The sequence below is a fragment of the Allobosea sp. genome (assembly GCF_017308015.1).
Lineage (GTDB): Bacteria > Pseudomonadota > Alphaproteobacteria > Rhizobiales > Beijerinckiaceae > Allobosea.
In genome coordinates, this window is sequence record NZ_JAFKFW010000003.1 from 199,250 (window position 1) to 223,770 (window position 24,521).

Here is a 24,521-nt window from a genome sequence, read left to right on the forward strand (position 1 = left end):
ATGACCGAGACGCGCACAGAAACCGATTCCTTCGGCCCGATCGCGGTGCCGGCGGATCGCTACTGGGGCGCGCAGACCCAGCGTTCTCTCGAGAATTTCCGCATCGGCGGCGAAAGCGAGCGCATGCCGCTGCCGCTCGTCCATGCGCTGGTGCTCGTCAAGAAGGCCGCAGCCCATGTCAACGCCAGGCTCGGCCTGCTCGACCAGCGCGTCGCCGGCGCCATCGCCCATGCGGCGGACGAAGCGCTCGCCGGCAAGTTCGACGGGCATTTCCCGCTGGTGATCTGGCAGACGGGTTCCGGCACCCAGTCGAACATGAACGCCAACGAGGTCCTGGCCAACCGCGCCAATGAACTGCTCGGCGCGGAACTCGGCGCCAAGAGCCCGGTCCATCCCAACGACCACGTCAATCGCGGCCAGTCGTCGAACGATTCCTTCCCGACCGCGATGCATATCGCCGCCGCGCTTGAGATCACCCGCCGGCTGCTGCCCGCGCTGCGCAGCCTCGAAAAGGCGCTGAACGCCAAGGCTGAGGCTTTCAGGCACCTCGTCAAGATCGGCCGCACCCATCTGCAGGACGCGACCCCGGTCACGCTCGGTCAGGAATTCTCCGGCTATGCGATGCAGCTTCATCTCGGCATCGGCCGGATCGAGGCGGCTCTCGGCGGGCTCTATGCGCTGGCGCAGGGCGGCACCGCCGTCGGCACGGGTCTCAACACCCATCCCGATTTCGCCGCCTTCTTCGCCAGGGAGATCGCGACCCTGACGGGACTGCCCTTCCGCAGCGCCGACAATAAATTCGAGGCGCTGGCGAGCCATGGTGCGCTCGCCGCCGCCCATGGCGCGCTGGCGGCGCTGGCCTCCGACCTGTTCAAGATCGCCAACGACATCCGGCTGATGGGCTCCGGCCCGCGCTCGGGGCTGGGTGAAATCAGCCTGCCCGAGAACGAACCGGGCTCCTCGATCATGCCGGGCAAGGTCAATCCGACCCAGGCGGAAGCGCTGACCATGGTCGCGACCCAGGTGCACGGCAACCAGGCGACGATCGGTTTCGCCGCTAGCCAAGGCCATTTCGAGCTCAACGTCTTCAAGCCGGTGATCGCCGCCGCCTTCCTGCAATCGGTGCGGCTCCTCGCCGACGCTGCCGAGAGCTTCCGCGTCAACTGCGTCGAAGGAATCGAAGCCAACGAGGCGCAGCTCAAGGACCTGCTCTCGCGCTCGCTGATGCTGGTGACGGCATTGGCCCCGGCAATCGGCTACGACAAGGCCGCCAGCATCGCCAAGGCCGCCCATCACAACGGCACGACGTTGCGCGAGGAAGCGCTCAAGGCCGGCGTCGATGCAGAGCTCTTCGACAAGACGGTCAGGCCCGAGCTGATGCTCGGCCCGCACTGACGGAGGGCTCGCCGGTGGCCGAGATCATCAATCTCCGTCAGGCGCGCAAGCAGAAGGCGCGGGCCGAAGCTCAGAAAACGGCCGAGCAGAACCGCATCTCCTTCGGCCGCACCAAGGCCGAGCGCAGGCTGACCGAGGCCGAGCGCGACAAGGCAGCCCGCCATATCGACGGGCACAAGCTCGGCCGAGACGAACCGGAGCCGGCATGAAGCCCGAGCGCAAGCGCTCGCTCAGCATCGCCGGCCATCGCACCAGCATCTCGCTGGAGGCGCCCTTCTGGGAGGCGCTGAAGGAGATTGCGGCCGACGAAGACCGCCCGATCGCCGCCCTCGTCGCCGAAGTCGATTCCGACAGGGGAGAGCTGAATCTCTCTTCAGCCCTGCGGCTCCATGCACTGGCGCATTATCGGAAATTGGCTGGCAGCGCCTGAGGCGGCGCGGATGACTGCCGGCCATCGACAGCCCAGCGCACCACCGAAAAACCCCATTCCGTTTCAGCCGCTTGGCGTAAGATCCGGAATCAAGTTGCGAAGCCGTTGAATCAAACCCTCAACGCGCGGGAGCGCTGCGCGGCTGTGGCAGAGGCTGGATCTGCATCGGCGGCGGCAATGGCGAGACGCCCCCTGTCGGCGACTGCACCGCCCCTTCCGGCAAACTGCTGCGCGGTGCCCCCGGCAGCACGAGCGGGCCCGGCTGCGGTTGGGGCTGAGCTGGCGGAGCAGTCGGTTGCGCGGCCGCCCGTTCGGCGGCCGCGCGAGCGCGTTCTTCGGCTTCCGCCCGGCGTCGCGCTTCCAGCTCGGCCCGGGCCTGCTCGGCACGCCGCAAGTCCTCGGCACGCTTTTCCTCGGCCTGCCGGCGCTGCTCCTCGATGCGCCGCGCCTCTTCCTGGCGCTTCTCCTCGGCGATGCGGGCTTCTTCCTGCGCCTTCAGGAACTCACCGAGCTTACGCTCGTTCTCGCGCATCTCGCGTTCGGCCCGCAGGCGCCGCGCATGCATCGCCCGCTCGCGCGCATCGGCCTCGAAGGCCTCGACCCGCTCGATCTCGCGCGCCAGAGCCCGCGCCGCCACCGTGTTCGAGAGCGCGCTGACATCGCTCTCGCGCCGCAGGTTCGAGAGCGGGCCGCGCCAGGCAATGCCGATCTGCGGTGCATCGCCCGGCCAGCCCTTCGGCAGGGCGCCGAGCGGCCTCAGGCCGAGCCTGAGATCGGCGGTCAGCGCGCGCAGGTCGAGGATGCCGCTCGCCTCGGCGCGCAGGCCGTTGCGCTCGAAGGCGAAGGGCTGGAGCCGGATCAGGCCGCCAGCGAGCGTGAAGGGCAGCGTGACGTCGCCGAGCGCCCAGGCATCCTTGTCCAGCGCCTCGCTGAGCCGATCCTGCAGCCGCGACGCATCGCTCTCGGACGCATCCTCGCCGGTTCCTGCGATGATCCGCTCATAAGCCTTCGGATCGAACCGGGAGAGGCGCGTAGCGCTCAGCGCGAGGCTGCCTGCCCCGCTCAAGCCCGCCACCAGCCGCGCCGGCGTCTCGCCCGATCCACCGAACTCGACCTGCCCCGAAGCCTTGCCGCCGACGGCCCCCTTGGTGAATTCGCCGAGATCGACCGCCATCAGGCTGAGCCGCCCGTTGAGCTGGGCCAACCCACCATCGCGTCGCAGACCAAGCCGCCCGGCCACCTGCCCGCCGCCATAGCTGCCGCGGATATCCTCGATCCTGAGTCCGTCCTCGTCCGAGCGCAGCATGAAGCCGGCATTGCGGATCGTCCCGCCATCGAAGGCGGCAAGCGTCCCGGCCTCCACGGCAATATCGAAATCAGGAAATCCCGACACACGCCCGAAGCGTCCGGTCGACCAGAGCGCATTCGGCGTCGCCGCCACCTGCCCCAACGCCGCCACCATCAACGAGCGAATATCGGCGGCCGGAACCGCGATACGTCCGGAGGCGCGTCCCTCGCGCGGCAGCAGCAGCGAACCGTTCACCGCCATGCCGTCGAGATGGGCCGTGATCTCGTCGAGGCGGATCGCCTCCTCGGCGATGGCGAGCCGCGCGGACGCGTCGATCACGCCGTCCGGCAGCAGGCGCGCCGGCCCTTCGGCGAGGATCTGCCCCGGCCCGTCCGCCTGCAAGGTCAGGCGAGGTCCCTGCCCGCCATCCTCCACGACGATCGACAGCCCCTGCCCGGCAAGGGAGCCGGTGACCTTCCCGCGGGCCAGATCGAGATTGAACCGCCCCGCCCCGCCCTGCTGCGGCAAGGGCAAGCCCAGGGCGGCGAAGGCCTGCCGCCGGTCGTTGAGTTCGAACCCCAGTGCCGCCCGGCTCCAGTTGCCGGCACGGTCGAGCCTTCCGTCGAGCTTGAGCCGGCCCGCCACTGCCGTACCCTCTGCCGACAGGCTGGTCTCGCCCGACGCGGCACGTGTCAGCCGAAAGCCGGTGTCGAGCCGCGCGAGCCCTTCGCCGGCGCGCTGGAATGCCTGGACTGCCGCTTCCGGCAGGACAGGCCCGGCCAATGCCGTCAGCGTCTCGAAGCGCGGCGCCCGGACCCGCCCGGAAATTTCACCCCCCTCCGCCAGAAGCGCACCGGCTCCTGTGACGGCGACGCCGCCGAAGCCATCGACCGAAAGCCGGCTCAGGCGCCAGATATCGCCCTCGCGCCGGAGGTCGAGATTGGCCGAACCCGGTGGTGCGTTGCGGAAGCGCAGGTTGGTGAGCGCCAGATCCAGCGCCACGTCGCGCTGCCGGAGCAGGCCGGACAGGCTGTTGCCGGGAGGAAGCGTATCGAGCGAGAGCCCGTTCACCGCTGCCTTCGCGGCGATGCGGTTCGGCGCGATTTCGCCGGAGGCATCGAGGCGCAGACCCGACGACCCCGCGACCAGCAGGCGCTGGAATCGGCCTCCAGTACCCGTCCAGGCGCCGATGATATCGGCATCGATCCGCCCGAGCCGCGCGATGAAATCGGCCAGCGCCGGATCGAGCCCCGCCCGCGACAGCACCAGCCCGACGCGCCGCGCATCCTCGGCCTTGAGGTTGAGCCGGCCCGAAACGCCTTCGGCATTGAGATTACCGCTCGCACCCAGCAGCGCGCCGGCCACACGCACGGAGGCGGAGGCTTCGCTCAGCCCCCCGTCATGCAGATGCCCGCGCAGGGCGAGCGTCGAGAAATCCTCGCCGCGCCAGATCAGTTGGTCGAGATCGAGGCTGACATCGAAGGCGCCCGGCAGCCCCTGCAAGGCGCGCTCGAAACCCTGCCTTTCGGCCAGTGCCGTCGTCAGCGCATCGGCATCGAGCCGGCGTGCGCGGAGCGCCAGCGAACCCTTGCCCGTGCCGGGGAGATACTGTCCCTCGCCTTCCAGCCGCGCCGCGCCGCCCGCGAGATCGAGCGTGAGCCCGGAGAGATCGAGCTGCCGGCTGCCGCCCTTGACACGCCCGGTCAGCGCGACGGCACCGCCCGGCGAGAGATTGAAGGTCCCATCGAGTTCGGCTCCGAACCCCTCGGCGCCCTTCGGGAAAAGCAGTGCCCCGTCGAAGCCTAGCTGCAGATCCTCGCCGGTGAGATAGGCCTTGGTCCGCAGCCTTCCGTCAGCCTCCATCTCGCCGGTCGTGACGCGCAGTGAAGCGCCCGCGACCTCGCCTTCGAAGCGCCAGGGGCCGGCGAAGCTCACCGCCGACATCTCGGCGGCGATCGGCGAGAGCATGACGCCGGGCTTGCCTGCCTCGCGCCAGATCAGTGTCGAGCGGCTGATCGTCAGGCGGTCGAGTCTCGCCCCGGCCGGAATGCCCGTGCCGCTCCGCTCGGGCAGGCGGATCGTGCCGGCCTCGTCCTGCAGGAGTGAGATCGCCGCGCCGTCCAGCCGCGCTTCCGAGAAGCGGAACTCACCCCGCGCCAGTGCCGCCAGAGCCAGCTCCACAGTCGCATGTTCGGCGCTGGCGGAACTGGTCGTTCCGTCGCCCGGCCCGATCCGCACATCGTCGAGCGCGATGCGCGGCGACGGCAGCAGGCGCAGGCCGATACCGCCGCCGACCCGCGCCTCCACGCCGAGCGCCTCGCTCAATCGGGCTTCGATCTGCGGGCGGTAGCTGCGCCAGTCGACGAAGCCGGGGCCGATCAGGGCCGCCAGCAGCGCCAGCACCAGCAGACCGGCCAGAACTGTCAGACTCTCACGCAAATTCCGCTGTATGCCCCTGTCGCCATGGTGGAACGGCGTTGCATTTCAGCCTGCCGTCCCCGCGACCGAACCACGCCGCCATTCCGGACTGCCGGAATGAAGGCCCCGTTTCGTCGCAGGGACGGCCAGCGCCGGAATATCCCATCCTGCCCGCAAGTCGCGGCGAGATCACGACATTTCGGCGAAGCAAGCCAAAGGCGCAAGCCGCAACGAGGTCACAGGACGACGATTTTGCCGGGATTGAGGATGTTGCGCGGGTCGAGCGCACGCTTCAGCGTGCGCATCACCGCGAGCGCCTCGGCCCCATGCTCCTGCTCGAGATATTTCATCTTCTTCTGGCCGACGCCGTGCTCGCCGGTGCAGGTGCCGCCCATTGCGAGCGCCCGCTTCACCAGCCGGTCAATGAAGCCTTGAGCCCGCTCGACCTCGGCCGTGTCGGCAAGATCGACCAGGGGCTGCGTGTGGAAATTGCCGTCGCCGACATGGCCGGCGATCGGCGCGATCAGGCCGGAGGCCTCGATATCGCGCTTGGTCTCCTCGACGCATTCCGCCAGCCGCGAGATCGGCACGCAGACATCGGTGGCGACCGAGTCGAAGCCGGGACGCAGGGCCTTGGCCGCCCAATAGGCGTCATGGCGCGCCTGCCACAGCTTGGATCGATCCTCGGCCTTGGTCGCCCATTCGAACGGGCCGCCGCCGAACTCCGCCGCGATCTCGCCGAAGCGCTCGGACTGCTCCTTCACGCCGGCTTCCGTGCCGTGGAACTCGACGAAGAGCATTGTCGTCTCTGCTAAGCCGAGCTTGGCGTGCAGGTTGACGCCGCGGATCATCACGTCGTCGAGCAGTTCGATGCGCGCAACCGGCAGGCCGGTCTGGATTGTCAGGATCGTCGCGTCGCAGGCCGCCTTCACCGAGGGGAACGGGCAGACGCCGGCGGCGATCGCCTCCGGGATGCCGTGCAGCTTCAGCGTCACCTCGGTGATGATGCCGAGCGTGCCTTCCGAACCGACGAGCAGGCGGGTGAGATCGTAGCCGGCGGAGGTCTTGCGGGCGCGCGTCGAGGTCCTGACGATGGAGCCGTCGGCCATCACCGCGGTCAGCGCCAGAACGTTGTCTTTCATCGTCCCATAGCGGACGGCATTGGTACCCGAGGCGCGCGTCGCCGCCATGCCGCCGAGCGAGGCATCGGCGCCGGGATCGATCGGAAACATCAGGCCCTGGTCGCGCAGATGCTCGTTGAGCTCCTTGCGGGTAACGCCCGCCTCGACCACCACATCGAGATCCTCGGCATGGACCGCGATGATCCGCTTCATCTGCGACATGTCGATGCAGACGCCGCCGAAGACCGCATTCACATGGCCCTCCAGCGAAGTACCAGTGCCGAAAGCGATGACGGGCACGCCATGGGCGGCGCAAAGCTTCACGATCTGCGAGACTTCCGCCGTGCTCTGCGGGAACACCACCGCATCCGGCGGCTGGTTCGGGATCCAGGTCAGTGTATGGCCGTGCTGCTGGCGCACGGCGAGGCTGGTGACCAGCCGGTTGCCGAAGCTTGCGGCCAAGCCTTGAGTCACCGCCGCGATCGCCTCCGGCGAGGGCGGCAGCACTGCGGCCGGGACAGGGCTGTCATGAGGAGCGGCGGCAGGCAGGCTCATTGTCAACATCCGGTTCTGGCGCTTAGATTTGGAACAGATCGGTTTCGCAATTGGTTACGCTTCGACATGGTCCTGCCATACTGGCCGGACCATGATGCTGACGCCGCTTGCGAGCGATGCATACTAGATCAAGCGACCATGAGATGGGCAGCGGCAATATTGCGGCCGTCCCTTGAACCAGGCGCCTGTCAGGGAGGCGAAGGTGCAACACGATACCCGCGCCCCGGCGCTGTTCTTCGCGCCCTTCGTCTCCTCGGCGATGCGGGTCGAGCCTCAATGGATCGACTATAATGGCCATCTCAACATGGCCTATTATCATGTGCTGTTCGACCGTGCGGTCGACGAGGTCTTCTCGCTGGTCGGCCTCAGCCGCGACTATGCCGAGACGCGCCACGCCTCAACCTTCGCGGCCGAGTGCCATGTCCTCTACAAGCGGGAACTGACCGAGGGGGACCTCGTCCGCATCACCGCGCAGCTCATCGCCTTCGACGACAAGCGCCTGCATTATTACCTGGAGATGCGGCACGCCAACGAGGGCTGGCTCGCGGCGACCAGCGAAAACCTGTCGCTGCATGTCGACATGGTCCACCGCAAGGTCACGCCCTTCCCGGCCGACATCCTCGCCAACATCGCCCTGATGAAAGCAGCCCACAGCATGATGCCGCTGCCGGCCACGATCGGCCGCATCATCGGCATGCCCAGGAAATCGGCGATCCGGGTCGATGAGACCACCGACGAGCGCGAGACCGAGACGGCGACCGAAACCCGGCACTGAACGACGATCATCTCAGGGATCGTCGTCGGGGATCTTGAGCTTGTGCCCGCACGCCTTGCAGTAGACCGCGTCCGGCTCATGCCGCTGCAAGGCGCATTCGGGACAGGGGAACAGCACCTTGTTCGGCCGAAACAGCGCCTGCGCCAGGCGCACGAACAGCGTGATCCCGACGATCATCACCACGATCGAGGTCAGCTTGCCGGCGACACCCGGCAGGGTCACGTCGCCGAAGCCGGTCGTGGTCACGGTCGCCACCGTGAAATAGAGCGCCTGGACATAGCTCTCCAGCCCGCCTTCCTGCCGGAAGAAGAAGGTGTAGACGAAGCCGGTCACCACGAAGAGAAAGGTCGCGATATTGCTCAGCGCCCGGACCACGTTCTCCCATTGGCGGAAGCGGGTCTCGCGGAACTGCGCCCAGACGATGCCCTTATGCGAGAGTGACCACAGCCTGAGGATGCGCAGGAAGCCGAAATTCTCCAGCCATTGCGGCGCAAGCAGCGTCAGCAGGATGAAAAGATCGAGCAGCAGGGTCGGCTGGCGCAGCAGCCGGAGCATGTTGGTCGAAGCGAGCAGACGCGCAGCGATCTCCGTCACCATGATCACCGCGACGGAATAGTCGATCCAGAGGAAGGCCGCGTTCTCCCGGAGCAGCGGCGTCAGGATGAAGAAGGCGATGATCAGGAGATCGACGACCGTCGTCACCGCCTGGAAGCGCAGCGCTGCCGGCGAGCGGCCGTGATAAAGCTGGCGCAAACGGCTCCGCAGGGCTTCGAAGCGGCTCTGATCGGGCGGGGCGTCGGCGGCATCCATCGCCGCCAGCATAGGCGTTAAAGCATCGCCCCGAAAAGTGCGACGCGGTTTTCGGGCAAAGCCGATGCAAGAACAAAAGACCCGCGCACCGCTATGCCGCGTCCCGTTGCCGCGTCGCCACCGCATGGACCGCATAACCGCGATAGGCCACGCCGGTCCGGCAATCGGCCCCGGCCGCTTCCGCCATGGCCTGCACGACCTCGGCCAGATCCTCGCGCGGCGTGACATGGAACAGCGCGAGCCAGCGCAGCAGCGCCACCTTGAACGGCGCCGGCAAACCCGCCTGATCGCCGAAATCGACGATATGCAGCGAACCGCCCGGAGCGAGACGCCGCAGAGCCTCGACGACGACGCCCTGCCAGGGCGGGATCATCGACAGCGCATAGGAGATCACGATCCGGTCGAAACCGGCGCGGCCAAACAGCGCCTGCGGATCGAAGCCGGTGGCATCCGCCTGCGCGAGCCTGATCCGCCCCTCAAGCCCGGCCTTTGAAACCGAACCTTGCGCCGTCGCCAGCATCGCGCTGGAAACGTCGAGCCCGTAACAGGCGCAATCCGGATGGCGCCGTGCGATCCGGATCAGGTTGCGCCCGGTGCCGCAGCCGATCTCCAGCACGCTTCCGCCTTTCGGCGGCTGCAAGCCGTCGATGAGCTGGTCGCGGCCGAGCAGGTAGAACTTCCGGCTGGCATCGTAGAAATGGCGCTGGTGCCGGTAGATCCGGTCCATCAGCCCGGCGGCCGAGCCGGCCGGCGCCTCTGCGGCGCTCACCGGGCGGGCTCCTGGAGCACATAGAGATGGAAGCCGCCATAGATCGCCGAGCGATCCTGCCGGCAGAGATCGCGGCTCTTCGCCTCCTCGTAATGCCACTGGCCGAGGATCGCAGCCGGGATACGGCCCGGCAGCAGGCGCTCATCGGCGGCGGTGCGGAAGATCACCCGCGCACCCGGCCGGGCCGTCCGCGTGATCTGCGACCACAGCGCCGTGAGATCGGCGTCGTTCATCCAGTCCTGCGCGTCGAGCAGCACATAGGCATCGCAGCTCTCCGCCGGCTGCTCTTCCAAGCAGGCCGTGACCGCGCTCTGGCGATACGAGACGCCCGAAGCACGCTCCTTCACCGCCGCGAAATGCTGCGGTTGGAGATAGGGCGGGAAGGCCGCGTCCGGCCCCTCGCCATAGCGCCGGCCGAAAGCCTGCTGGGCGAAATAATTGTCCCTGAGGTCGAAATCGCAGGCGAGGCGCTCGAGCCGGAGCTTCAGCGCGCCCAGAATGCCGTCCTCGCCATCGGCGGCCAGCGCCTTGTATTGCGCCGGCGGAATGCCGAGACCGTAGAGCGAGGCTGGCTGGCGCACCAGCCAGCGCACCAGCCTGCGCTCGAAGACCGGCGCGAGATGCCTGTCGTAGAGCGCCCGCTGCTCGGCCAAGTCGCGCGCCGCCAGCATCGCCTTGGGATTGCCGCCGAGCAATCGCGCCAGCAGATGCCCAGTGCCGATGAAGCGCCCGAGCAGGCCGTAGCGATGGAAGCCTCGAGCGAAGAGATTGATCCGGCGGCGCCCGTTCAGCCCCCGCCCCTCCCAGTAGCCCCGCGAGACGGCGTCGAGATGATCGGCGATCTCGCGGTCGTAGAGCGTGACATTGGCGCTCTCATTGGCTCGCCCGAAGAAGCGCAGGAAATCTTCCTGCTTCTCCATCCGCGCCAGCGCCGCGAGCTTGAGCCGCCCGAGCGCGATATGAGTGGCGTTGAGGTCGACGGCGCTGACTCGGATCGGCGCCGCCGTCAGATAGGACAGGATGTTGCAGGAGCCCGACGCGATCGCGACGACATGATCGCCGGCCTTGAGCTGAAGCGCCGCCATGTCGACGACCGGGTCCTCCCAGATCTGCGGATAGACCAGCCCCGAGAAGGCGCGCGCGAACAGCCATTCCAGCATGCCGGCCTTGGAGAGCGTCTTGCTGCGCCGGACGGCCTGTCCCAGGCCCGAGCTCGTCATGCGGCGGGCCGCGCGCGCCGTTTGCGTCGCCTGTTGCGTCACAGGTTTTCCTCCCTTTGCGGGTGGCCGGGCTGCTAGAGGAGTCGCGTGACGGTCCGGTGACGATGCCAGGGGAGTGCCCACGGCTTCGTGAAAAAGCTAACCGGCGCGGGGCTGAAATCAGACGCGGGAAACGCCATATTGAGGCTAAGAGAGCCAATGAGGCGCCTCCCGCTGACAAGGAGATCGCAATGGGTCTGATGAGCATGTTCGGCGAGCCGAAGGAACAGGACGAGAGCTTCCCTTTCCGACTCTCGGACGCTGAGTGGCGCGCGCGGCTGACGCCGGAGCAATATCAGGTCCTGCGCGGGCACGGCACGGAGCGGGCCGGCTCCTGCGCTCTGAACTACGAGAAGCGCGCCGGTACCTTCTCCTGCGCCGGCTGCGGCCAGAAGCTGTTCCGGTCGGGCAAGAAATTCGAGAGCGGCACCGGCTGGCCGAGCTTCGACCAGCCGCTGGAAGGCGCGGTCGAGACCAGCGAGGATCGTAAGTTCGGCATGGTCCGCGTCGAGGTGCATTGCGCGAATTGCGGCGGCCATCTCGGCCACGTCTTCCCGGACGGCCCGCCACCCACCGGCCTGCGCTACTGCATCAACGGCGTGGCGATGGATTTCGAGCCGGAAGCGGCCTGATTATCACTTCGTTCCAACAAAAAGGCCCGGGTACCCCTCTCTCGGAGGGAAAGGGGTACCCGGGCTAAAAGAGTCTAGTTCACCAGCGGAACCGCCCGCCGCGCCAGCGCCGCCGCATCGACGCCCAGTGGCAGGTCGCCGAACTGCCCTGACCAGCCCCCCCCAAGCCGCGTCGCCATGAAGGCGTCCGCCGCGTCTGTCGGCGCGAAGCGCAACAGCAGCGAACCCTGCAGCATCAACGCCAGCTTCTCGGTCAATCGCCGCGCCTGCCCCTCGTTGCGCATCATCTCCGGCAGATCGCCCTCCAGCCGCTTCAGCGCCGCATCGTAACGCCGATCCGTTCCTGCAGCGGCCATCAGCTCCGCCCGCAGCACGTCGACCGCCCCCTCATCGCGCGCCAGCGAGCGCAGCACGTCGAGGCAGATGACGTTGCCCGAGCCTTCCCAGATGGCGTTGAGTGGCGCCTCCCGATAGAGCCGCGCCATCGGGTTCTCCTCGATGAAGCCGTTGCCGCCATGGCATTCCAGCGCCTCGGTGACGACGGCCGGCGCGCGCCGCGTGATCCAGTACTTCGCGATCGGCGCCCCGACCCGCGCCAGGAGCCGCTCGCTTTCGGACACCTCCTGCCGATCGAGCGCCGCGAACAGCCGGAACGCGAGCCAGGCAGCGGCCTCCGCCTCGATGGCGATATCGGCGAGCACGTTCTGCATGATCGGCTGGTCGATCAGCGCCTTCTGGAAAGCGCGGCGATGCTGCGCGTGATGCGCCGCGAGCGAGACCGCCATCCGCATCAGCCCGGAGGACGCCGCCGCGATATCGAGCCGCGAATTGTGATTCATCGACAGGCCAGTCCGGATACCCCGGCCCGGTTCGCCGATGAGGTGGCCGATCGCGCCTCTGAACTCGACCTCGGAAGAGGCATTGGAACGATTGCCGACCTTGTCCTTGAGCCGCTGGATCGCGATACCGTTGCGCCCGCCGTCCGGCAGCCAGCCCGGCACGGCGAAGCAGGAGATGCCCTCGGCCGTGCGCGCCAGCGTCAGGAAGACGTCGGAATGCGGCACCGAGAAGAACCACTTCCGCCCATGCAGCGAGAAGGTGCCGTCGCGATTATCCTCGGCAGAAGTCTGAGTCTGCCTCAGATCCGAGCCGCCCTGCGTCTCCGTCATCGCCGTGCCGACGGTCGCTCCCGTCTTGAGGTGGGCCGGTCCCTGCCGCGGGTCATAGCGGTCGGAGGTGACGAGCGAGCCCCATTGCTCCCACACGGCCGCATCCGGTTTCAGCACCGGCACGGCGGCATAGGTCATGCTGATCGGACAGCAGATACCGCTCTCCGCCCCGTACCAGAGATATTGCAGGGCGGCGCGAGCCACCTGCGCGCCGGATTCCGGCCGGTTCCAGGCGAGCGCATGCGCCTCCTGCCCGATGGCGAGCCCCATCAACTCATGCCACGCCGGATGGAAGGCGATCTCGTCGATCCGGTTGCCGAAACGGTCGAAGGCTTTCAGTTCAGGCGGGTAACGATTGGCGAGATAGGCCAGCTCCTGCACCCGTGCCGAACCGACCGTCCGCCCCGCCTCGCTCAAGCGTGCGCGCGCCCAGTCGGCTCCGAAGGCCGAGACGATGCCGGGCAGCACCGGATCGGCGGCGAAGGCGTCGTACTCCGCCAGCACCGGCACCTGATTGGTGACCTCCCAGCGCGCCGTTTCGCCTAGCTCAGCCATTGCTGCCACCTCCCTGTGGAACGGGATATAAAATGATCGCTCCGGCAGGGCGCAATCCTGACGGCGACGCCCTATATTCGCCGGAGAACGAATCACGCACGAGCAGCGCACACCCTTGTCCGACGCAGACCCCTTTTCCGCTCCCCCGCCCCGCCCCGGCGGCCTCGCCGCGCGCGCTGCCGCGCAGCCGGCGGCCGGCTATCTCGCGGGGCTGAACCCGGAGCAGCGTCAGGCGGTCGAGGCGACGGAAGGCCCGGTTCTGGTGCTGGCCGGCGCCGGCACCGGTAAGACCCGCGTGCTGACCACCCGCATCGGCCACCTGATCTCGACCAGCCGCGCCTACCCGTCTCAGATCCTCGCCGTCACCTTCACGAACAAGGCGGCGCGCGAGATGAAGGAGCGCGTCGCCCATCTCGTCGGCCCCGTGGCGGAGGGCATGCCCTGGCTCGGCACCTTCCATTCGATTTCGGCCAAGCTCCTGCGCCGCCATGCCGAATTGCTCGACCTGCGCAGCGACTTCACCATCCTCGACACCGACGACCAGATCCGCCTGATGAAGCAGGTGATTCAGGCCGAGGGCATCGACGAGAAGCGCTGGCCCGGCCGCATGCTGGCAGGCTTCATCGATAGCTGGAAGAATCGCGGTCTCGCGCCCAAGGATGTGCCCGCGGGCGAAGCCGCCGTCTTCGCCCATGGCAAGGGCGGCAAGCTCTATGCCGCCTATCAGGAGCGCCTGAAGGCGCTGAACGCCGTCGATTTCGGCGATCTGCTGCTGCACTGCCTGACATTGTTCCGCGACTATCCGGACGTGCTCCAGACCTATCACGACCGCTTCCGCTACATCCTCGTCGACGAGTATCAGGACACCAACACGGCCCAGTATCTCTGGCTGCGGCTGCTGGCGCAGGGCCGCCGCAACATCTGCTGCGTCGGCGACGACGACCAGTCGATCTATGGCTGGCGTGGCGCCGAGGTCGACAACATCCTGCGCTTCGAGCACGATTTTCCAGGTGCGACGGTGATCCGGTTGGAGCGCAACTACCGCTCCACCGGCCATATCCTCGCGACCGCCTCGAAGCTGATCGCCCGCAACGAAGGCCGTCTCGGCAAGACCCTGCGCACCGAAGACGCGCTCGGCGAGAAGGTCACCATCACCGGTGCGTGGGACAGCCAGGAGGAAGCGCGCCTGATCTCCGACGAGATCGAGGCGATGCAGGCCAAGAAATACAATCTCGCCGAGGTCGCGGTGCTCGTGCGCATCTCCGCCCAGATGCGGGAGATCGAGGAACGCTTCGTCCAGGCCGGCGTGCCTTATCGCGTCATCGGCGGCCCGCGCTTCTACGAGCGCGCCGAAATCCGCGATGCGCTCGCCTATCTGCGCTGCGTGGTCTCAGCCACCGACGATCTCGCCTTCGAGCGCATCGTCAACGTGCCCAAGCGCGGCCTCGGCGATACGACGGTCCGGCTCCTGCACGAGCACGCCCGCGCCACCGGTTTCTCGCTGATGCAGTCGGCCCGCGCCGCAGTCGAGAGCGACGAGCTGAAGTCCAAGGCTCGCACGTCGCTGCGCGAGCTGGTCGAGGCCTTCGGCCGTTGGCAGGCCAACGCCGAGAACATGCCCCAGGGCGAGCTTGCCGAGCTGGTGCTGGAAGAGTCCGGCTATACCGAAATGTGGAAGAAAGACCGGTCGGCCGACGCCGCCGGGCGGCTGGAAAACCTCAAGGAACTGGTGCGCTCGCTCGACGGGTTCCCCGACCTGCCCGCCTTCCTCGAGCACGTCGCGCTGGTGACGGACCTCGCGGACGGCGAGGCCGAGGCGCGCGTCTCGATCATGACCCTGCACGCTGCCAAGGGGCTGGAATTCGACACCGTCTTCCTGCCCGGCTGGGAGGAAGGCCTGTTCCCGAACCAGCGCGCCCTCGACGAGAGTGGCCGCGCCGGCCTCGAGGAAGAACGCCGCCTCGCCCATGTCGGCCTCACCCGCGCCCGCAAGAAGCTGAAGCTCTATTTCGCCTCGAACCGGCGCATCCACGGCCTCTGGCAGACCAGCCTGCCCTCGCGCTTCATCGACGAACTGCCGGAGGAACATGTCGAGGTCGAGCAGGCCCCGACCAGCTATAGCCAAGGCGGCTACGGCGCCTCGCGCTTCGACCGGATGGAGAGCTTCGGCTCCAGCTACAACACGCCGGGCTGGCAGCGCGCGCAGGAGAACCGGGCGAGGAATGGCGGCGGCAGCGGTTTCTCGGAAAGCGGCCGCGGCTTCGGCCAGGGCAATTTCGGCGGCGGCTCGCGCCAGCGCGGTCCGCTGCTGATCGAGGGCGAGCTGACCGCGAAATCATCCGGCGAATCCGCCTATGGCGAGGGCGCCCGCGTCTTCCACGTCAAGTTCGGCCCCGGCTCCGTCGCCAGCGTCGACGGCAACAAGCTCACCGTCGATTTCGACAAGGCCGGCCGGAAGATGGTGCTCGACTCGTTCGTGCAGAAGGCGGGCTAGCAATTATGCCCCGCGACGCCAGAGAGATAGCCAATATAATACTTGATAGATCGGAATATTTAAATTTACATATCTCAAATCTATCACTTAATAAAATATTATACTTTGTAAATGGCGTGAATTATAAATTCACAAATGAAGATCTATTAATGGACAGATTTGAAGCTTGGGAGTATGGGCCTGTAATTAAAGAGATATACTATCAATTCAAAAAACATGGCTCCGAGAGAATAACAAGCCGAGCAACAACCACAGATTTTTTGACTGGAAAAACAGAGATATTTCCAAAAACAATAACCAGCGATGAGTTAGATCGGATTTTGCCAGTCATTGATTTTTTTTCCCGCGTTCCCTCTGGAAAGCTTGTGGATTGGAGCCATATGGAAGGCTCGCCATGGTACGAGACATGGCATCATGCAGGGCGATTGAATGTTGGGATGAAAATCTCGAACGAGAGTATGAGGGCCTATTTTAGGAGTTCGTGGTCAAAAGCGGGAGCATGAATTGGCCAATTTGAAACTTCCGACTGTTCAGCATTTCTCGACACATTGCGGCGGAACTGTTGCCGACATCCGAAAGAGGATTGAGAAACGAGCCGGCGGCGGAAGTGGCATCAGCTATGAAACGCTTCGGACACAATGGCTTTTCGATCGATTCCAACTGGGAATTGACGCCGAACAGATCGAGAAAGCTATCAAAGCCACTTTGAAACCTAAAAACGCCAAACATAATTTGGCTGCGCTTCAGGCGTTATCAAAATATATCAAAGAGAACTCTTTTTCTGGAGCGATCCGCGTCGATCCTCGGCTGTTCCCCATCGGACGCGGCCTGTATGTTCCAGTCAATCCTCCGTTTGTTCTGATTGACGCTAGGCGCCCCCGATTGTTTTGGCCAAGCTTCTGGAAAACACCCGGGAAATTGAATGGCATCCCAGGGAGAGTTTTTATATCAATCCTTGAACGAGAGATGTTCGGCCGTTCAGATTTTAGATCACTCGACCTTGATTTTGTTGACCTCTCTTGCCCAACTGGAAGCACAACTCGTGGCGCACGAGTGTATAATAGAAAGGACTTTCATAGCCTTTCAGACAAAGAGCTAGCACAAGAGCTTGAGAAATTCGTAGAAGCTTATTTCCTAGCAAAGGAGCCTGTTTCCAAAGAGCGAGCAGATTCCGAACGGCCCACTCAGTCTCCAGGCAGCGACCTGCCACTTTTTCCGGAAGGTTAGGCCCAGCGCTAAGATGGGTTTCTACGTCGCCATCATCGAGGATGCCGGCCCTGACCATGCCGTCGGCGTCTGGTTTCCCGATCTGCCCGGCTGCTTCGCGGCCGGCGATACGCTGGATGAAGCCTTGCTCAATGCTCCCGAGGCAGTTGCACTCTGGATCGAAGCTCAAGGCGGTTCAGCCCCCCGCGCCCGGACGTCCAGCGAATTGCGCAGCGATCCAGAGACTTCCGCAGACATGGCCGCACACGCCATAGCTCTGATCCCGGCACCCGGCCTATCGCTGCAGCCAGCAGCGGAGTAGAAGCGGCTCGTCCCTGCCGCAGCTTCAGCGATCCGACCGACCATGCCTCCCGAGATCACCCTCACCGACGCCGAAGACGACGCTTTCCGCAAGCTGCTCGGCGAAGGCCTGAAAGACTATAACGACGCGGCGATCGGCCGGCACGATCGCCAGGAACTGCAGATCCGCATCAGCGATCCGGAAACGGGGAAGCCGATCGGCGGGCTCGCCGGGCGCACCTCGCTCGGCCTGCTCTTCATCGATACCGTCTACCTGCCGAAAAGCCTGCGCGGCACCGGCATCGGCAGCCGCATCCTCGCCATGGCCGAGGAGGAAGGCCGCAGGCGCGGCTGCAGCAAGGCCGTGCTCTTCACCATCAGCTTCCAGGCGCCGGAGTTCTACAAGAAGCTCGGCTGGCAGGTTTTTGGCGAGATCGCCCCCAAGCCGCCGGGCGCGACCCGCATCTACCTGACCAAGGACCTCTGAGCGCTCAAGCCCCGCCTTCCCGCTCGCGGAACGCTTTTCGCGCTGCCGAAACCTCGGCGTAGTAGGTCTCGGCCCAGGTCCAGACGCCGCAGAAGGCGGCGCTGAGTTCGCGCCCCAGCTCCGTCAGCGTGTAGTCGACATGCGGCGGGATCACCGGATGGACGGTGCGAATGACGAGCCCGTCGCGCTCCATCTCGCGCAGCGTCTTGGTCAGCATCTTCTGGCTGATGCCGCCGACGATACGGCCGACCTCGGTGAAGCGCAGCGTGCCGTGCTCCTCCAGCGCTTCCAGCACCAGCATCGTCCATTTGTCCGCCACCTGCGCGATGACCTGCCGCACCAGCGACTCCACCGCCGGACTGACCGGCGGGATGGCCTCGCTGCGCTGATGCATCGCCGCCATGGCGGCCCGGATCGCCTGCATCGCACACTCTCCTTTTGGTGCGTATGGCACTTCCAAGCGCCTTCTTTCCATTGAAGAGTATGGGCGCCATCTCGTCTCGCGCAACCACGAGAGGGTCTTGCCATGAAAATTTCCGGAAACACCATCCTCGTCACCGGCGGCGGCTCGGGCATCGGCCGGGCGCTGGCCGAGGCGCTGCACGCCAAGGGCAACAAGGTCGTCATCGCCGGGCGCCGCGAAGCCGTGCTCGATGCGGTCACCGCCAACAATCCCGGTATGGAATCGATGCTGCTCGACATCCAGGAAGCGGCCGATATCGCTGCCTTCGCTCAAAGGGCCGCCGAGCGCTTCCCGAGCCTCAATGCCGTCATCAACAATGCCGGCATCATGAAGCCGGAGAACGTCCCGGCCGCCGACAACCTCGCCATCGCCGAGGAAACGGTCGCGACCAACCTGCTCGGACCGATCCGCCTGACGACGGCGCTCCTGCCGCATCTCCTGAAGCAGCCGCGCGCCGCGGTGCTGACCGTCTCGTCGGGCCTCGCGTTCGTGCCGCTGGCGGCGACCCCGACCTACAGCGCGACCAAGGCCGCGATCCATTCCTGGTCGATCGGCCTGCGCGAGCAGCTCAAGGGTACATCGGTCGAGGTCATCGAGATCGCACCGCCCTATGTGCAGACCGAGCTGCTCGGCCCTCATCAGGCTGTCGATCCAGCCGCGATGCCCCTCGCCGATTTCATCACGGAGGTGATGACGATCCTCGAAACCCAGCCCGAGGCCACCGAGGTCATCGTCGAGCGCTGCAAGCCGCTGCGCTTCGCCGAGGCGACTGGCACCTTCGGTCAGGTCTTCGCGGCGCTGAACGCGCAGCGCACCTGAGGCGGGCGCTCCTCACGCCACCGCAGCCATGTTCGAAGCGCAGACAGCCCGATTCCGGCCCTGCATCTTCGCACGGTAGAGCTGCGCGTCTGCTTCGGCGATCAAATGCGCGAGCATCATGCCGCCGGCCCAGCCGGCGGCACCGATACTCACGGTCAGGCTGACAGCCGCGCCACCCGGCGTCTCGATCCTGAGGCGCCGGACAGCATCGAGTATCCGTTTGGCAACGGCTCTTGCCTCCGAAAGGTCGATCTGCGGAAGGCAAACCGCAAACTCCTCGCCTCCGAGCCTGCCGGAGAGGCCACCCTCGCCCACCGCTTCCACGATCGTCCGCGCCAGCCTTCGCAAGGCGTCGTCGCCGACCGGATGGCCGAAGCGGTCGTTGACCTGCTTGAAGTGGTCGGCATCGATGAAGAGCAGCGTTCCTTCGCCGCCAGCGGCCACCGCTTTCTCCAGCTCCGCAAGGAAGCTTTCGCGGTTCAGCAGCCCGGTCAGGCCATCGCGGCGCGCCCTTTCCAGCAAGGCCTCATGCGTCGCCGACAATTCGTCATGCAACCGCGCGATCTCGCCATGTGCGTCCTTCAGGCGCTGCGCCTGCCGGAACTGCCAGGCGCTCGCCGGCCAGGCGATCAGGAGCGGGCAGAGGATGCACATCAGCCAGGCAGTGCCGTCCACGACTCCGCCGAGCATCGGGACCACCGTCAGCGCCAGAGCAAGCGAAGCCGCGATCGACAGCAATGTCGCGAGGCTTGCCTTCAGAATGATCGCGCGTGTCGAGGCCGTCATGCCCCGCGGGTAGCAGCGAATACTGAACGGGGGGTTTAGCAGCGCCGCCCCGGCCATTTCCGATGACAGCGGCGGGGGCGCCTGCTAAGCCGGCGCCATGCGTGAAGGCCTCCTGCCAGCGACGGTCGCGACCGTCCTCGAACTTTCCACCTCGGGCGAACAGGCCCGGGCCCTCACCGAATTGCTGGGAGAGATTTTCGACCCGACCGAAACCGCGATCTCGGCCTTCGAGGTCGAGGACGGGATCACCACGCTGTCGCTGAACATCCCGTGGAAGGTCGAGATCTATTTCGCCAATCCGCCCGACGAGGACGCGGTGCGCGATCTGCTGCGCCCCATCGTCGGCGAACTCGTGGACATCACGCCCTTCACCACGGTCAACACCAAGGACTGGGTCGCCAACAGCCTGGACGGGCTGAAGCCCGTGCGCGCCGGCCGCGTCCTCGTCCATGGCGCGCATGACCGGCACGTGGTCCGCACCAATGACGTTGCCATCGAGATCGAGGCCGCGCTCGCGTTCGGCACCGGCCATCACGGGACCACCGCCGGCTGCCTGCTCGCGCTCGATGCCGAGCTGAAGAAGCGCCGCCCGCGCCATGGCATCGATATCGGCACCGGCACCGGCATTCTCGGGCTGGCGCTCGCCAAGCAGATCAAGCGCAAGGTCGTCGCCGGCGATATCGACGCGGTCGCGGTCGAGGTCTCCGCCCATAACGCCCGGCTCAACCACGCGCCGAACGCGCTCGATCTCTATGTCGCGCCGGGCCTGCGCCACGCCAAGGCCTGGCGCCCCGGCCATTTCGATTTCGTCTTCGCCAATATCCTGGCCGGCCCGCTGAAGCGGCTCGCCCCGTCGATCGCGCGCGTGCTCTCGTCGAACGGCACGCTGATCCTGTCAGGCCTGCTGGCGATGGACGTCGCCGGCGTCGTCTCGGCTTACCGGCATCAGGGCGTCTATCTCGCCAGCCATTCGTTGCGCGAAGGTTGGGCGACGCTGGTCATGAAAAAAGGCGGCGCAGCCCAGAGGCCACGCCGCCTTGTCTGACCTCCTGCGCTTCCTCGGGGAAGCGCGAGGCCGTTACGCGTTCGGCTCAGAAGCCGATATAGCCGTACTTCTTCTCGGCATCGGCCTGCAGGCTGCGGGCATCGTGCCAGACGGCGGCGGCGAACTTCGCGGCATCGGCGATCTGTTCGTAGATGTGCTTGATGATGGCGATCATGATGAAGGTCCTTGAAGGTTGCCTGCTGCGCGGCGCGAGGCCGCGGCGGCATGAATTCAGCGGTTGAAAGGCAGGGAGACGTCGCTTGACAGCGTCGCGGACGGGTAGCCGCCCAGCACGATCTCGGCCTCGTTGACGAGGAGGTTGCGGGCGCGCAGTTCGCGAGCTGCTGAGCGCTGGCGGCTCGCGACGAGCGCGGCGTAGAAGCGTTGCATCAGGCCAGGCTTGCTGGCGCGGGTTTCGCCGCGGGTCCGAGCCGATACAGGCAGCAGGTCGGCATTATCCAACACGTAAGTCATGGGTCCATCTCCGAAAAACGAAGGACAGTCCCGGTCGCTTCCTCGTTCTCTTATGCGACCAAGGTGGGGTCATTTCGCACTTGCGAGAAGATATGTTCGCATATGCAAGATATGCAGAAAACGCATGCGATCCGTCCATATCCATTAATGTTTGCGCAGATTGCATAACCAATCGGCACAATGCGGAGCAGGAAGGCTGCCCCGTCCCACGGAACGGGCAGCTCGCGGCCGACGCATTTGCGCTGGCGCTTTCGCGAACGCGAGGCAACGATGCCGCGACCCAAGCCGGACCCCGCCATGACCGATTCGATCCTGCCGACCTGCCGTTTCCAGTCCTTCTCCGAGCCGAGCGATCCGAAGCTCGTCGCCGGCCGCGTCGCCGCCCTGCGCAAGGCGCTGGCAGCGCAGGGACTCGACGGCTTCGTCATCCCGCGCGCCGATGAGCATCAGGGCGAATATGTCCCGGCTCACATGGCCCGCCTCGCCTGGCTGACCGGCTTCACCGGCTCGGCCGGCAATGCGGTGGTGCTGTCCGACAAGGCGGCGCTGATCGTCGACGGCCGCTACACCATCCAGTCGGCCGAGCAGACCGACACCACCGTCGTCACGCCGGCCCGCATGGAGGAGACGCCGCTGGAGCGCTGGGTCGAGCAGAACCTGCCGGCCGGCGGCAAGCTCGGCTACGATCCCTGGCTGCATACGGTGGACGGCCTCGCCCGCCTCGAAAAGGCAGCGGCCGCGGCCGGCGGCAGCCTCGTCGCCGTCAAGGCCAATCCGGTCGACGCACTCTGGAGCGACCGCCCTGCCCCGCCGGCCGCACCGATCAAGGCGCATCCGGCCGCCTTCGCAGGCGAGGACAGCGCCGCGAAACTCGCCCGTATCCAGAAGGCGCTGACAGAGGCCAGGGTCGACGCACTCGTCGTTTCCGATCCGCACGCGCTCGCCTGGGTCTTCAATATCCGCGGCGGCGATGTCGAGCACACGCCGCTGCCGCTCGGCTATTCCATCGTCCCGCGTGAAGGCCGGCCGACCGTCTTCCTCGCGCCGGAGAAGATCACCAACGAGGCCGGCGATGCGATCGGCGCCGTCGGCGAGATCGCGCCTCCGGCCGAACTCGACAAGCAGATCGCGAAACTCGGCGCGGCCAAAGCCAAGGTCCGGCTCGATGCCGCGACCGCCGCTTCGGCGCTGGCGACCCTGATCCGCGACGCCGGCGGCACGCCCGATGCGGGCTCCGATCCGATCGCGCTGATGAAGGCGCGCAAGAACGAAGCCGAGCTGGATGGCGCCCGCAACGCCCATCTGCGCGATGGCGCCGTCATGGTGCGCTACCTGTCCTGGCTGGCACGCGAGGCGCCGAAAGGCGGCCTCACCGAGATTGACGCCGTCGCCGCGCTCGAGGCCGAGCGTTTGAAGACCGGCCTGCTCAAGGACGTCTCCTTCACCACCATCGCCGGTGCCGGCCCCAATGCGGCGCTGCCGCATTACCGCGTCAGCGAGGCGAGCAATCGCAAGCTGGAGCCGGGCATCTTCCTGGTCGATTCAGGTGGCCAGTACGAGGACGGCACCACCGACATCACCCGCACCATGGTGATCGGCACCCCCACGGCCGAAATGCGCGACCGCTATACCCGCGTGCTCAAGGGGCATGTGGCGATCTCGCGGCTGGTCTTCGTCAAGGGTACCTCGGGCGCGCAGCTCGACGCCTTCGCCCGGCTGCCGCTCTGGCAGGGCGGCTTCGATTTCGATCACGGCACCGGCCACGGCGTCGGCAGCTATCTCTCGGTGCATGAAGGGCCGCAGCGCCTCTCCAAGCTCGGCACCACGCCGCTGGAGCCGGGCATGATTCTCTCCAACGAGCCCGGCTACTACAAGCAGGGCGAATACGGCATCCGCATCGAGAACCTGATCGTCGTCGAGGAGCGCCGGATCCCCGGAGCCGAGCGGACGGTCTACGGCTTCGAGACGATCACCTGGTGCCCCTATGAGCGCGCCCTGATCGAGAAGGACATGCTCGATGCCGGCGAGATCGCCTGGATCGACGCCTATCACGCCAAGGTCTGGGAAAAACTCTCGCCGCAGGTCGAGGGCGAGGCGAAGGCGTGGCTGGAGCAGGCCTGCCGGCCGCTTTAGAACCCCACGTCATCGTCGGGCTCGTCCCGACCATCCACGTCTTCGCTGGTCGAAGGTCGCGTTCAAAACGTGGATACTCGCCACAAGGGCCAGCATGACGGCGCGCTTGCTAGAGCACCATCCTGAACCCAACCACCGCAACAACCCCGACCGCGACCACGCCCAGCAAGGGCAGCCGCGTCGCGGCGAGTGCCGTCACCGCCGCCGCCGCCGTCTCCGCCCAGCCGGTCGCAAGTGCGCTCGGCGCGATCACCGCGATCAGCACAGCCGGCGGAATCGCGTCGAAAGCTGCCTGCGCGCGCGGCGAGAGGCTGAGTCGCCCGGCCAATGCCAGCCCGGCGACACGCGTGAAATAGGTCACGATCGCCATGCCCAGGAAGGCGAGAAGATTGATCGGATCGACGCTCACGCCTCGGCCTCCTTGGTGACCGGCTGCTCTTCGCTGCCCGCCGCGAGCCACGCCGCAAGCAATCCGCACAGAGCCCCCGCAGCGACATGCCAGGGCGGCCCGACGAGCCGATAGGTCACGGCCGAGGCGATGCCGGCCGCAGCCACCGTCCAGAACGTCACCCGTCCCTTCCAGAAAGCGGCGACGAGCGCGATGAACAGCGCCGTGAAGGCGAAATCGGCGCCGAGCCGCTTGGGGTCACCCAGCACGGCACCGATCATCGCGCCGAGCGTAGAATTGATCAGCCAGCCCGCGACGAAGGGGATGACCATCGCGAACCAGTAGGCCGGCGTCAGGCGGTGGGTGCGGGCGCGCTTCTCGGCCAGCGCCCAGTTCTCGTCGGCCATGTAGTAGAGGCCGAGGAATTTCTGCCAGCGGCTGAAGCCCTGCAGCTTCGGCGCAAGAGAAGCCCCCATCAGCACATGACGCGCATTGATGAGCAACGTCGAGAACACCAGCGCGGCGACCGGCGCGGGGCTCGCCCAGAGTTCGATCGCTGCGAACTGCGCCCCGCCGGCGAAGACCATGAGGCTCATCAGGAAGACTTCGAGGGGCGAGAGCCCCTTGCTGGCCGCGACCGCGCCGAAGAGCAGCCCGATGGGCGCCGCAGCCACCGCAGCCGGCCAGATATCGTTCAGGCCGCGCCTGATGTCGTCGCGGATCGTGGACATGCAATGGGTTCTTTCGAAG

The 24,521-nt window shown here is 66.4% G+C and carries 25 protein-coding genes; 13 read left to right on the top strand and 12 right to left on the bottom strand.

Annotation, left to right across the window (positions count from 1 at the left end; all coding sequences use genetic code 11):
- From fumC to J0I42_RS04070, 3 genes are read left to right on the top strand one after another with little or no spacing between them, the layout of a single operon-like run.
- The gene (gene fumC, locus J0I42_RS04060; RefSeq protein WP_291653039.1) at positions 1–1,395 is read left to right on the top strand and encodes a class II fumarate hydratase; all 1,395 of its coding nucleotides are present in this window, start codon (positions 1–3) and stop codon (positions 1,393–1,395) included.
- Between the two features lie 14 nt (positions 1,396–1,409).
- Positions 1,410–1,604 carry a DUF4169 family protein gene (locus J0I42_RS04065; RefSeq protein ID WP_291653041.1) on the top strand — a complete coding sequence of 65 codons (195 nt, stop codon included), beginning with the start codon at positions 1,410–1,412 and terminating at the stop codon, positions 1,602–1,604.
- Positions 1,601–1,825, top strand: a complete 225-nt coding sequence (locus J0I42_RS04070; protein ID WP_291653043.1) for a ribbon-helix-helix domain-containing protein — start codon at positions 1,601–1,603, stop codon at positions 1,823–1,825. The genes J0I42_RS04065 and J0I42_RS04070 overlap by 4 nt, the downstream gene beginning before the upstream one ends.
- A 118-nt stretch (positions 1,826–1,943) precedes the next feature.
- On the opposite strand, the gene J0I42_RS04075 is transcribed toward J0I42_RS04070, so the two are convergent.
- The gene (locus J0I42_RS04075) at positions 1,944–5,552 is read right to left on the bottom strand and encodes an AsmA family protein (protein ID WP_291653045.1); all 3,609 of its coding nucleotides are present in this window, start codon (positions 5,550–5,552) and stop codon (positions 1,944–1,946) included.
- A 215-nt stretch (positions 5,553–5,767) separates the two neighbouring features.
- Positions 5,768–7,207: an FAD-binding oxidoreductase gene (locus tag J0I42_RS04080; protein ID WP_291653047.1), complete on the bottom strand. Its 1,440-nt coding sequence runs from the start codon at positions 7,205–7,207 to the stop codon at positions 5,768–5,770.
- Between the two features lie 202 nt (positions 7,208–7,409).
- Between J0I42_RS04080 and J0I42_RS04085 the strand changes: the two genes are divergently transcribed.
- The gene (locus J0I42_RS04085) at positions 7,410–7,982 is read left to right on the top strand and encodes a thioesterase family protein (RefSeq protein WP_465247635.1); all 573 of its coding nucleotides are present in this window, start codon (positions 7,410–7,412) and stop codon (positions 7,980–7,982) included.
- Positions 7,983–7,994: 12 nt separating this feature from the next.
- Here J0I42_RS04085 and J0I42_RS04090 read toward each other — a convergent pair whose 3' ends face one another.
- The 3 genes from J0I42_RS04090 to J0I42_RS04100 form a co-directional block, all read right to left on the bottom strand.
- On the bottom strand, positions 7,995–8,804 hold the full coding sequence (locus J0I42_RS04090; protein WP_465247636.1) for a potassium channel family protein: 810 nt from the start codon (positions 8,802–8,804) through the stop codon (positions 7,995–7,997).
- Positions 8,805–8,883: 79 nt separating this feature from the next.
- Positions 8,884–9,519, bottom strand: a complete 636-nt coding sequence (locus tag J0I42_RS04095; RefSeq protein ID WP_291653161.1) for a class I SAM-dependent methyltransferase — start codon at positions 9,517–9,519, stop codon at positions 8,884–8,886.
- Positions 9,520–9,557: 38 nt separating this feature from the next.
- A complete protein-coding gene (locus J0I42_RS04100; protein WP_291653049.1) occupies positions 9,558–10,781 on the bottom strand; it encodes a BtaA family protein in 1,224 nt (407 codons plus the stop codon).
- Positions 10,782–11,020: 239 nt separating this feature from the next.
- Between J0I42_RS04100 and msrB the strand changes: the two genes are divergently transcribed.
- Positions 11,021–11,452, top strand: coding sequence for a peptide-methionine (R)-S-oxide reductase MsrB (gene msrB / locus J0I42_RS04105; protein WP_291653163.1), 432 nt, complete (start codon positions 11,021–11,023; stop codon positions 11,450–11,452).
- 74 nt (positions 11,453–11,526) lie between these two features.
- Here msrB and J0I42_RS04110 read toward each other — a convergent pair whose 3' ends face one another.
- Positions 11,527–13,176, bottom strand: a complete 1,650-nt coding sequence (locus tag J0I42_RS04110; RefSeq protein ID WP_291653051.1) for an acyl-CoA dehydrogenase family protein — start codon at positions 13,174–13,176, stop codon at positions 11,527–11,529.
- A gap of 115 nt (positions 13,177–13,291) precedes the next feature.
- Between J0I42_RS04110 and J0I42_RS04115 the strand changes: the two genes are divergently transcribed.
- From J0I42_RS04115 to J0I42_RS04135, 5 genes are read left to right on the top strand one after another with little or no spacing between them, the layout of a single operon-like run.
- Complete coding sequence (locus J0I42_RS04115) at positions 13,292–15,670, top strand: ATP-dependent helicase (RefSeq protein WP_291653052.1); 2,379 nt, start codon at positions 13,292–13,294, stop codon at positions 15,668–15,670.
- Between the two features lie 5 nt (positions 15,671–15,675).
- Complete coding sequence (locus tag J0I42_RS04120) at positions 15,676–16,173, top strand: Panacea domain-containing protein (protein WP_291653054.1); 498 nt, start codon at positions 15,676–15,678, stop codon at positions 16,171–16,173.
- Position 16,174: 1 nt separating this feature from the next.
- Positions 16,175–16,897 (top strand): hypothetical protein, encoded by a 723-nt coding sequence (locus tag J0I42_RS04125; protein WP_291653055.1) that lies wholly within the window; start codon positions 16,175–16,177, stop codon positions 16,895–16,897.
- A gap of 13 nt (positions 16,898–16,910) precedes the next feature.
- The gene (locus J0I42_RS04130; protein ID WP_291653057.1) at positions 16,911–17,198 is read left to right on the top strand and encodes a type II toxin-antitoxin system HicB family antitoxin; all 288 of its coding nucleotides are present in this window, start codon (positions 16,911–16,913) and stop codon (positions 17,196–17,198) included.
- Between the two features lie 42 nt (positions 17,199–17,240).
- Positions 17,241–17,663 (top strand): GNAT family N-acetyltransferase, encoded by a 423-nt coding sequence (locus tag J0I42_RS04135; protein ID WP_291653060.1) that lies wholly within the window; start codon positions 17,241–17,243, stop codon positions 17,661–17,663.
- A 4-nt stretch (positions 17,664–17,667) separates the two neighbouring features.
- On the opposite strand, the gene J0I42_RS04140 is transcribed toward J0I42_RS04135, so the two are convergent.
- Positions 17,668–18,087: a winged helix-turn-helix transcriptional regulator gene (locus J0I42_RS04140; RefSeq protein ID WP_454033848.1), complete on the bottom strand. Its 420-nt coding sequence runs from the start codon at positions 18,085–18,087 to the stop codon at positions 17,668–17,670.
- A gap of 102 nt (positions 18,088–18,189) precedes the next feature.
- On the opposite strand from J0I42_RS04140, the gene J0I42_RS04145 reads away from it, so the two are divergent.
- On the top strand, positions 18,190–18,945 hold the full coding sequence (locus J0I42_RS04145; protein WP_291653062.1) for an SDR family oxidoreductase: 756 nt from the start codon (positions 18,190–18,192) through the stop codon (positions 18,943–18,945).
- Between the two features lie 12 nt (positions 18,946–18,957).
- Here J0I42_RS04145 and J0I42_RS04150 read toward each other — a convergent pair whose 3' ends face one another.
- The gene (locus J0I42_RS04150) at positions 18,958–19,731 is read right to left on the bottom strand and encodes a GGDEF domain-containing protein (protein WP_291653063.1); all 774 of its coding nucleotides are present in this window, start codon (positions 19,729–19,731) and stop codon (positions 18,958–18,960) included.
- A gap of 97 nt (positions 19,732–19,828) precedes the next feature.
- Between J0I42_RS04150 and J0I42_RS04155 the strand changes: the two genes are divergently transcribed.
- Positions 19,829–20,776, top strand: a complete 948-nt coding sequence (locus J0I42_RS04155) for a 50S ribosomal protein L11 methyltransferase (protein ID WP_291653065.1) — start codon at positions 19,829–19,831, stop codon at positions 20,774–20,776.
- Between the two features lie 46 nt (positions 20,777–20,822).
- Here J0I42_RS04155 and J0I42_RS04160 read toward each other — a convergent pair whose 3' ends face one another.
- Together J0I42_RS04160 and J0I42_RS04165 are read right to left on the bottom strand one after the other, a co-directional pair.
- Positions 20,823–20,951, bottom strand: coding sequence for a hypothetical protein (locus J0I42_RS04160; RefSeq protein ID WP_291653067.1), 129 nt, complete (start codon positions 20,949–20,951; stop codon positions 20,823–20,825).
- A gap of 56 nt (positions 20,952–21,007) precedes the next feature.
- Positions 21,008–21,250, bottom strand: a complete 243-nt coding sequence (locus J0I42_RS04165; RefSeq protein WP_291653068.1) for a hypothetical protein — start codon at positions 21,248–21,250, stop codon at positions 21,008–21,010.
- Between the two features lie 297 nt (positions 21,251–21,547).
- On the opposite strand from J0I42_RS04165, the gene J0I42_RS04170 reads away from it, so the two are divergent.
- Positions 21,548–23,383 carry an aminopeptidase P family protein gene (locus J0I42_RS04170; RefSeq protein WP_291653070.1) on the top strand — a complete coding sequence of 612 codons (1,836 nt, stop codon included), beginning with the start codon at positions 21,548–21,550 and terminating at the stop codon, positions 23,381–23,383.
- A 109-nt stretch (positions 23,384–23,492) separates the two neighbouring features.
- Here the strand turns inward: J0I42_RS04170 and J0I42_RS04175 are convergent, their stop codons facing one another.
- Together J0I42_RS04175 and J0I42_RS04180 are read right to left on the bottom strand one after the other, a co-directional pair.
- On the bottom strand, positions 23,493–23,792 hold the full coding sequence (locus tag J0I42_RS04175) for an AzlD family protein (protein ID WP_291653072.1): 300 nt from the start codon (positions 23,790–23,792) through the stop codon (positions 23,493–23,495).
- Positions 23,789–24,502 carry an AzlC family ABC transporter permease gene (locus tag J0I42_RS04180; RefSeq protein ID WP_291653073.1) on the bottom strand — a complete coding sequence of 238 codons (714 nt, stop codon included), beginning with the start codon at positions 24,500–24,502 and terminating at the stop codon, positions 23,789–23,791. Before J0I42_RS04180 ends, J0I42_RS04175 begins: the two co-directional genes overlap by 4 nt.
- Between the last annotated feature and the right edge of the window lie 19 nt (positions 24,503–24,521).

Bases quoted from the DNA above. Each gene is read 5' to 3' on its own strand.
- fumC (WP_291653039.1), top strand. From the start codon at position 1: ATGACCGAGACGCGCACAGAAACCGATTCCTTCGGCCCGATCGCGGTG.
- J0I42_RS04070 (WP_291653043.1), top strand. From the start codon at position 1,601: ATGAAGCCCGAGCGCAAGCGCTCGCTCAGCATCGCCGGCCATCGCACC.
- J0I42_RS04080 (WP_291653047.1), bottom strand. From the start codon at position 7,207: ATGAGCCTGCCTGCCGCCGCTCCTCATGACAGCCCTGTCCCGGCCGCA.
- J0I42_RS04090 (WP_465247636.1), bottom strand. From the start codon at position 8,804: ATGCTGGCGGCGATGGATGCCGCCGACGCCCCGCCCGATCAGAGCCGC.
- J0I42_RS04095 (WP_291653161.1), bottom strand. From the start codon at position 9,519: ATGGACCGGATCTACCGGCACCAGCGCCATTTCTACGATGCCAGCCGG.
- J0I42_RS04100 (WP_291653049.1), bottom strand. From the start codon at position 10,781: ATGACGAGCTCGGGCCTGGGACAGGCCGTCCGGCGCAGCAAGACGCTC.
- msrB (WP_291653163.1), top strand. From the start codon at position 11,021: ATGAGCATGTTCGGCGAGCCGAAGGAACAGGACGAGAGCTTCCCTTTC.
- J0I42_RS04110 (WP_291653051.1), bottom strand. From the start codon at position 13,176: ATGGCTGAGCTAGGCGAAACGGCGCGCTGGGAGGTCACCAATCAGGTG.
- J0I42_RS04120 (WP_291653054.1), top strand. From the start codon at position 15,676: ATGCCCCGCGACGCCAGAGAGATAGCCAATATAATACTTGATAGATCG.
- J0I42_RS04130 (WP_291653057.1), top strand. From the start codon at position 16,911: ATGGGTTTCTACGTCGCCATCATCGAGGATGCCGGCCCTGACCATGCC.
- J0I42_RS04135 (WP_291653060.1), top strand. From the start codon at position 17,241: ATGCCTCCCGAGATCACCCTCACCGACGCCGAAGACGACGCTTTCCGC.
- J0I42_RS04140 (WP_454033848.1), bottom strand. From the start codon at position 18,087: ATGCAGGCGATCCGGGCCGCCATGGCGGCGATGCATCAGCGCAGCGAG.
- J0I42_RS04145 (WP_291653062.1), top strand. From the start codon at position 18,190: ATGAAAATTTCCGGAAACACCATCCTCGTCACCGGCGGCGGCTCGGGC.
- J0I42_RS04150 (WP_291653063.1), bottom strand. From the start codon at position 19,731: ATGACGGCCTCGACACGCGCGATCATTCTGAAGGCAAGCCTCGCGACA.
- J0I42_RS04155 (WP_291653065.1), top strand. From the start codon at position 19,829: ATGCGTGAAGGCCTCCTGCCAGCGACGGTCGCGACCGTCCTCGAACTT.
- J0I42_RS04160 (WP_291653067.1), bottom strand. From the start codon at position 20,951: ATGATCGCCATCATCAAGCACATCTACGAACAGATCGCCGATGCCGCG.
- J0I42_RS04165 (WP_291653068.1), bottom strand. From the start codon at position 21,250: ATGACTTACGTGTTGGATAATGCCGACCTGCTGCCTGTATCGGCTCGG.
- J0I42_RS04170 (WP_291653070.1), top strand. From the start codon at position 21,548: ATGACCGATTCGATCCTGCCGACCTGCCGTTTCCAGTCCTTCTCCGAG.
- J0I42_RS04180 (WP_291653073.1), bottom strand. From the start codon at position 24,502: ATGTCCACGATCCGCGACGACATCAGGCGCGGCCTGAACGATATCTGG.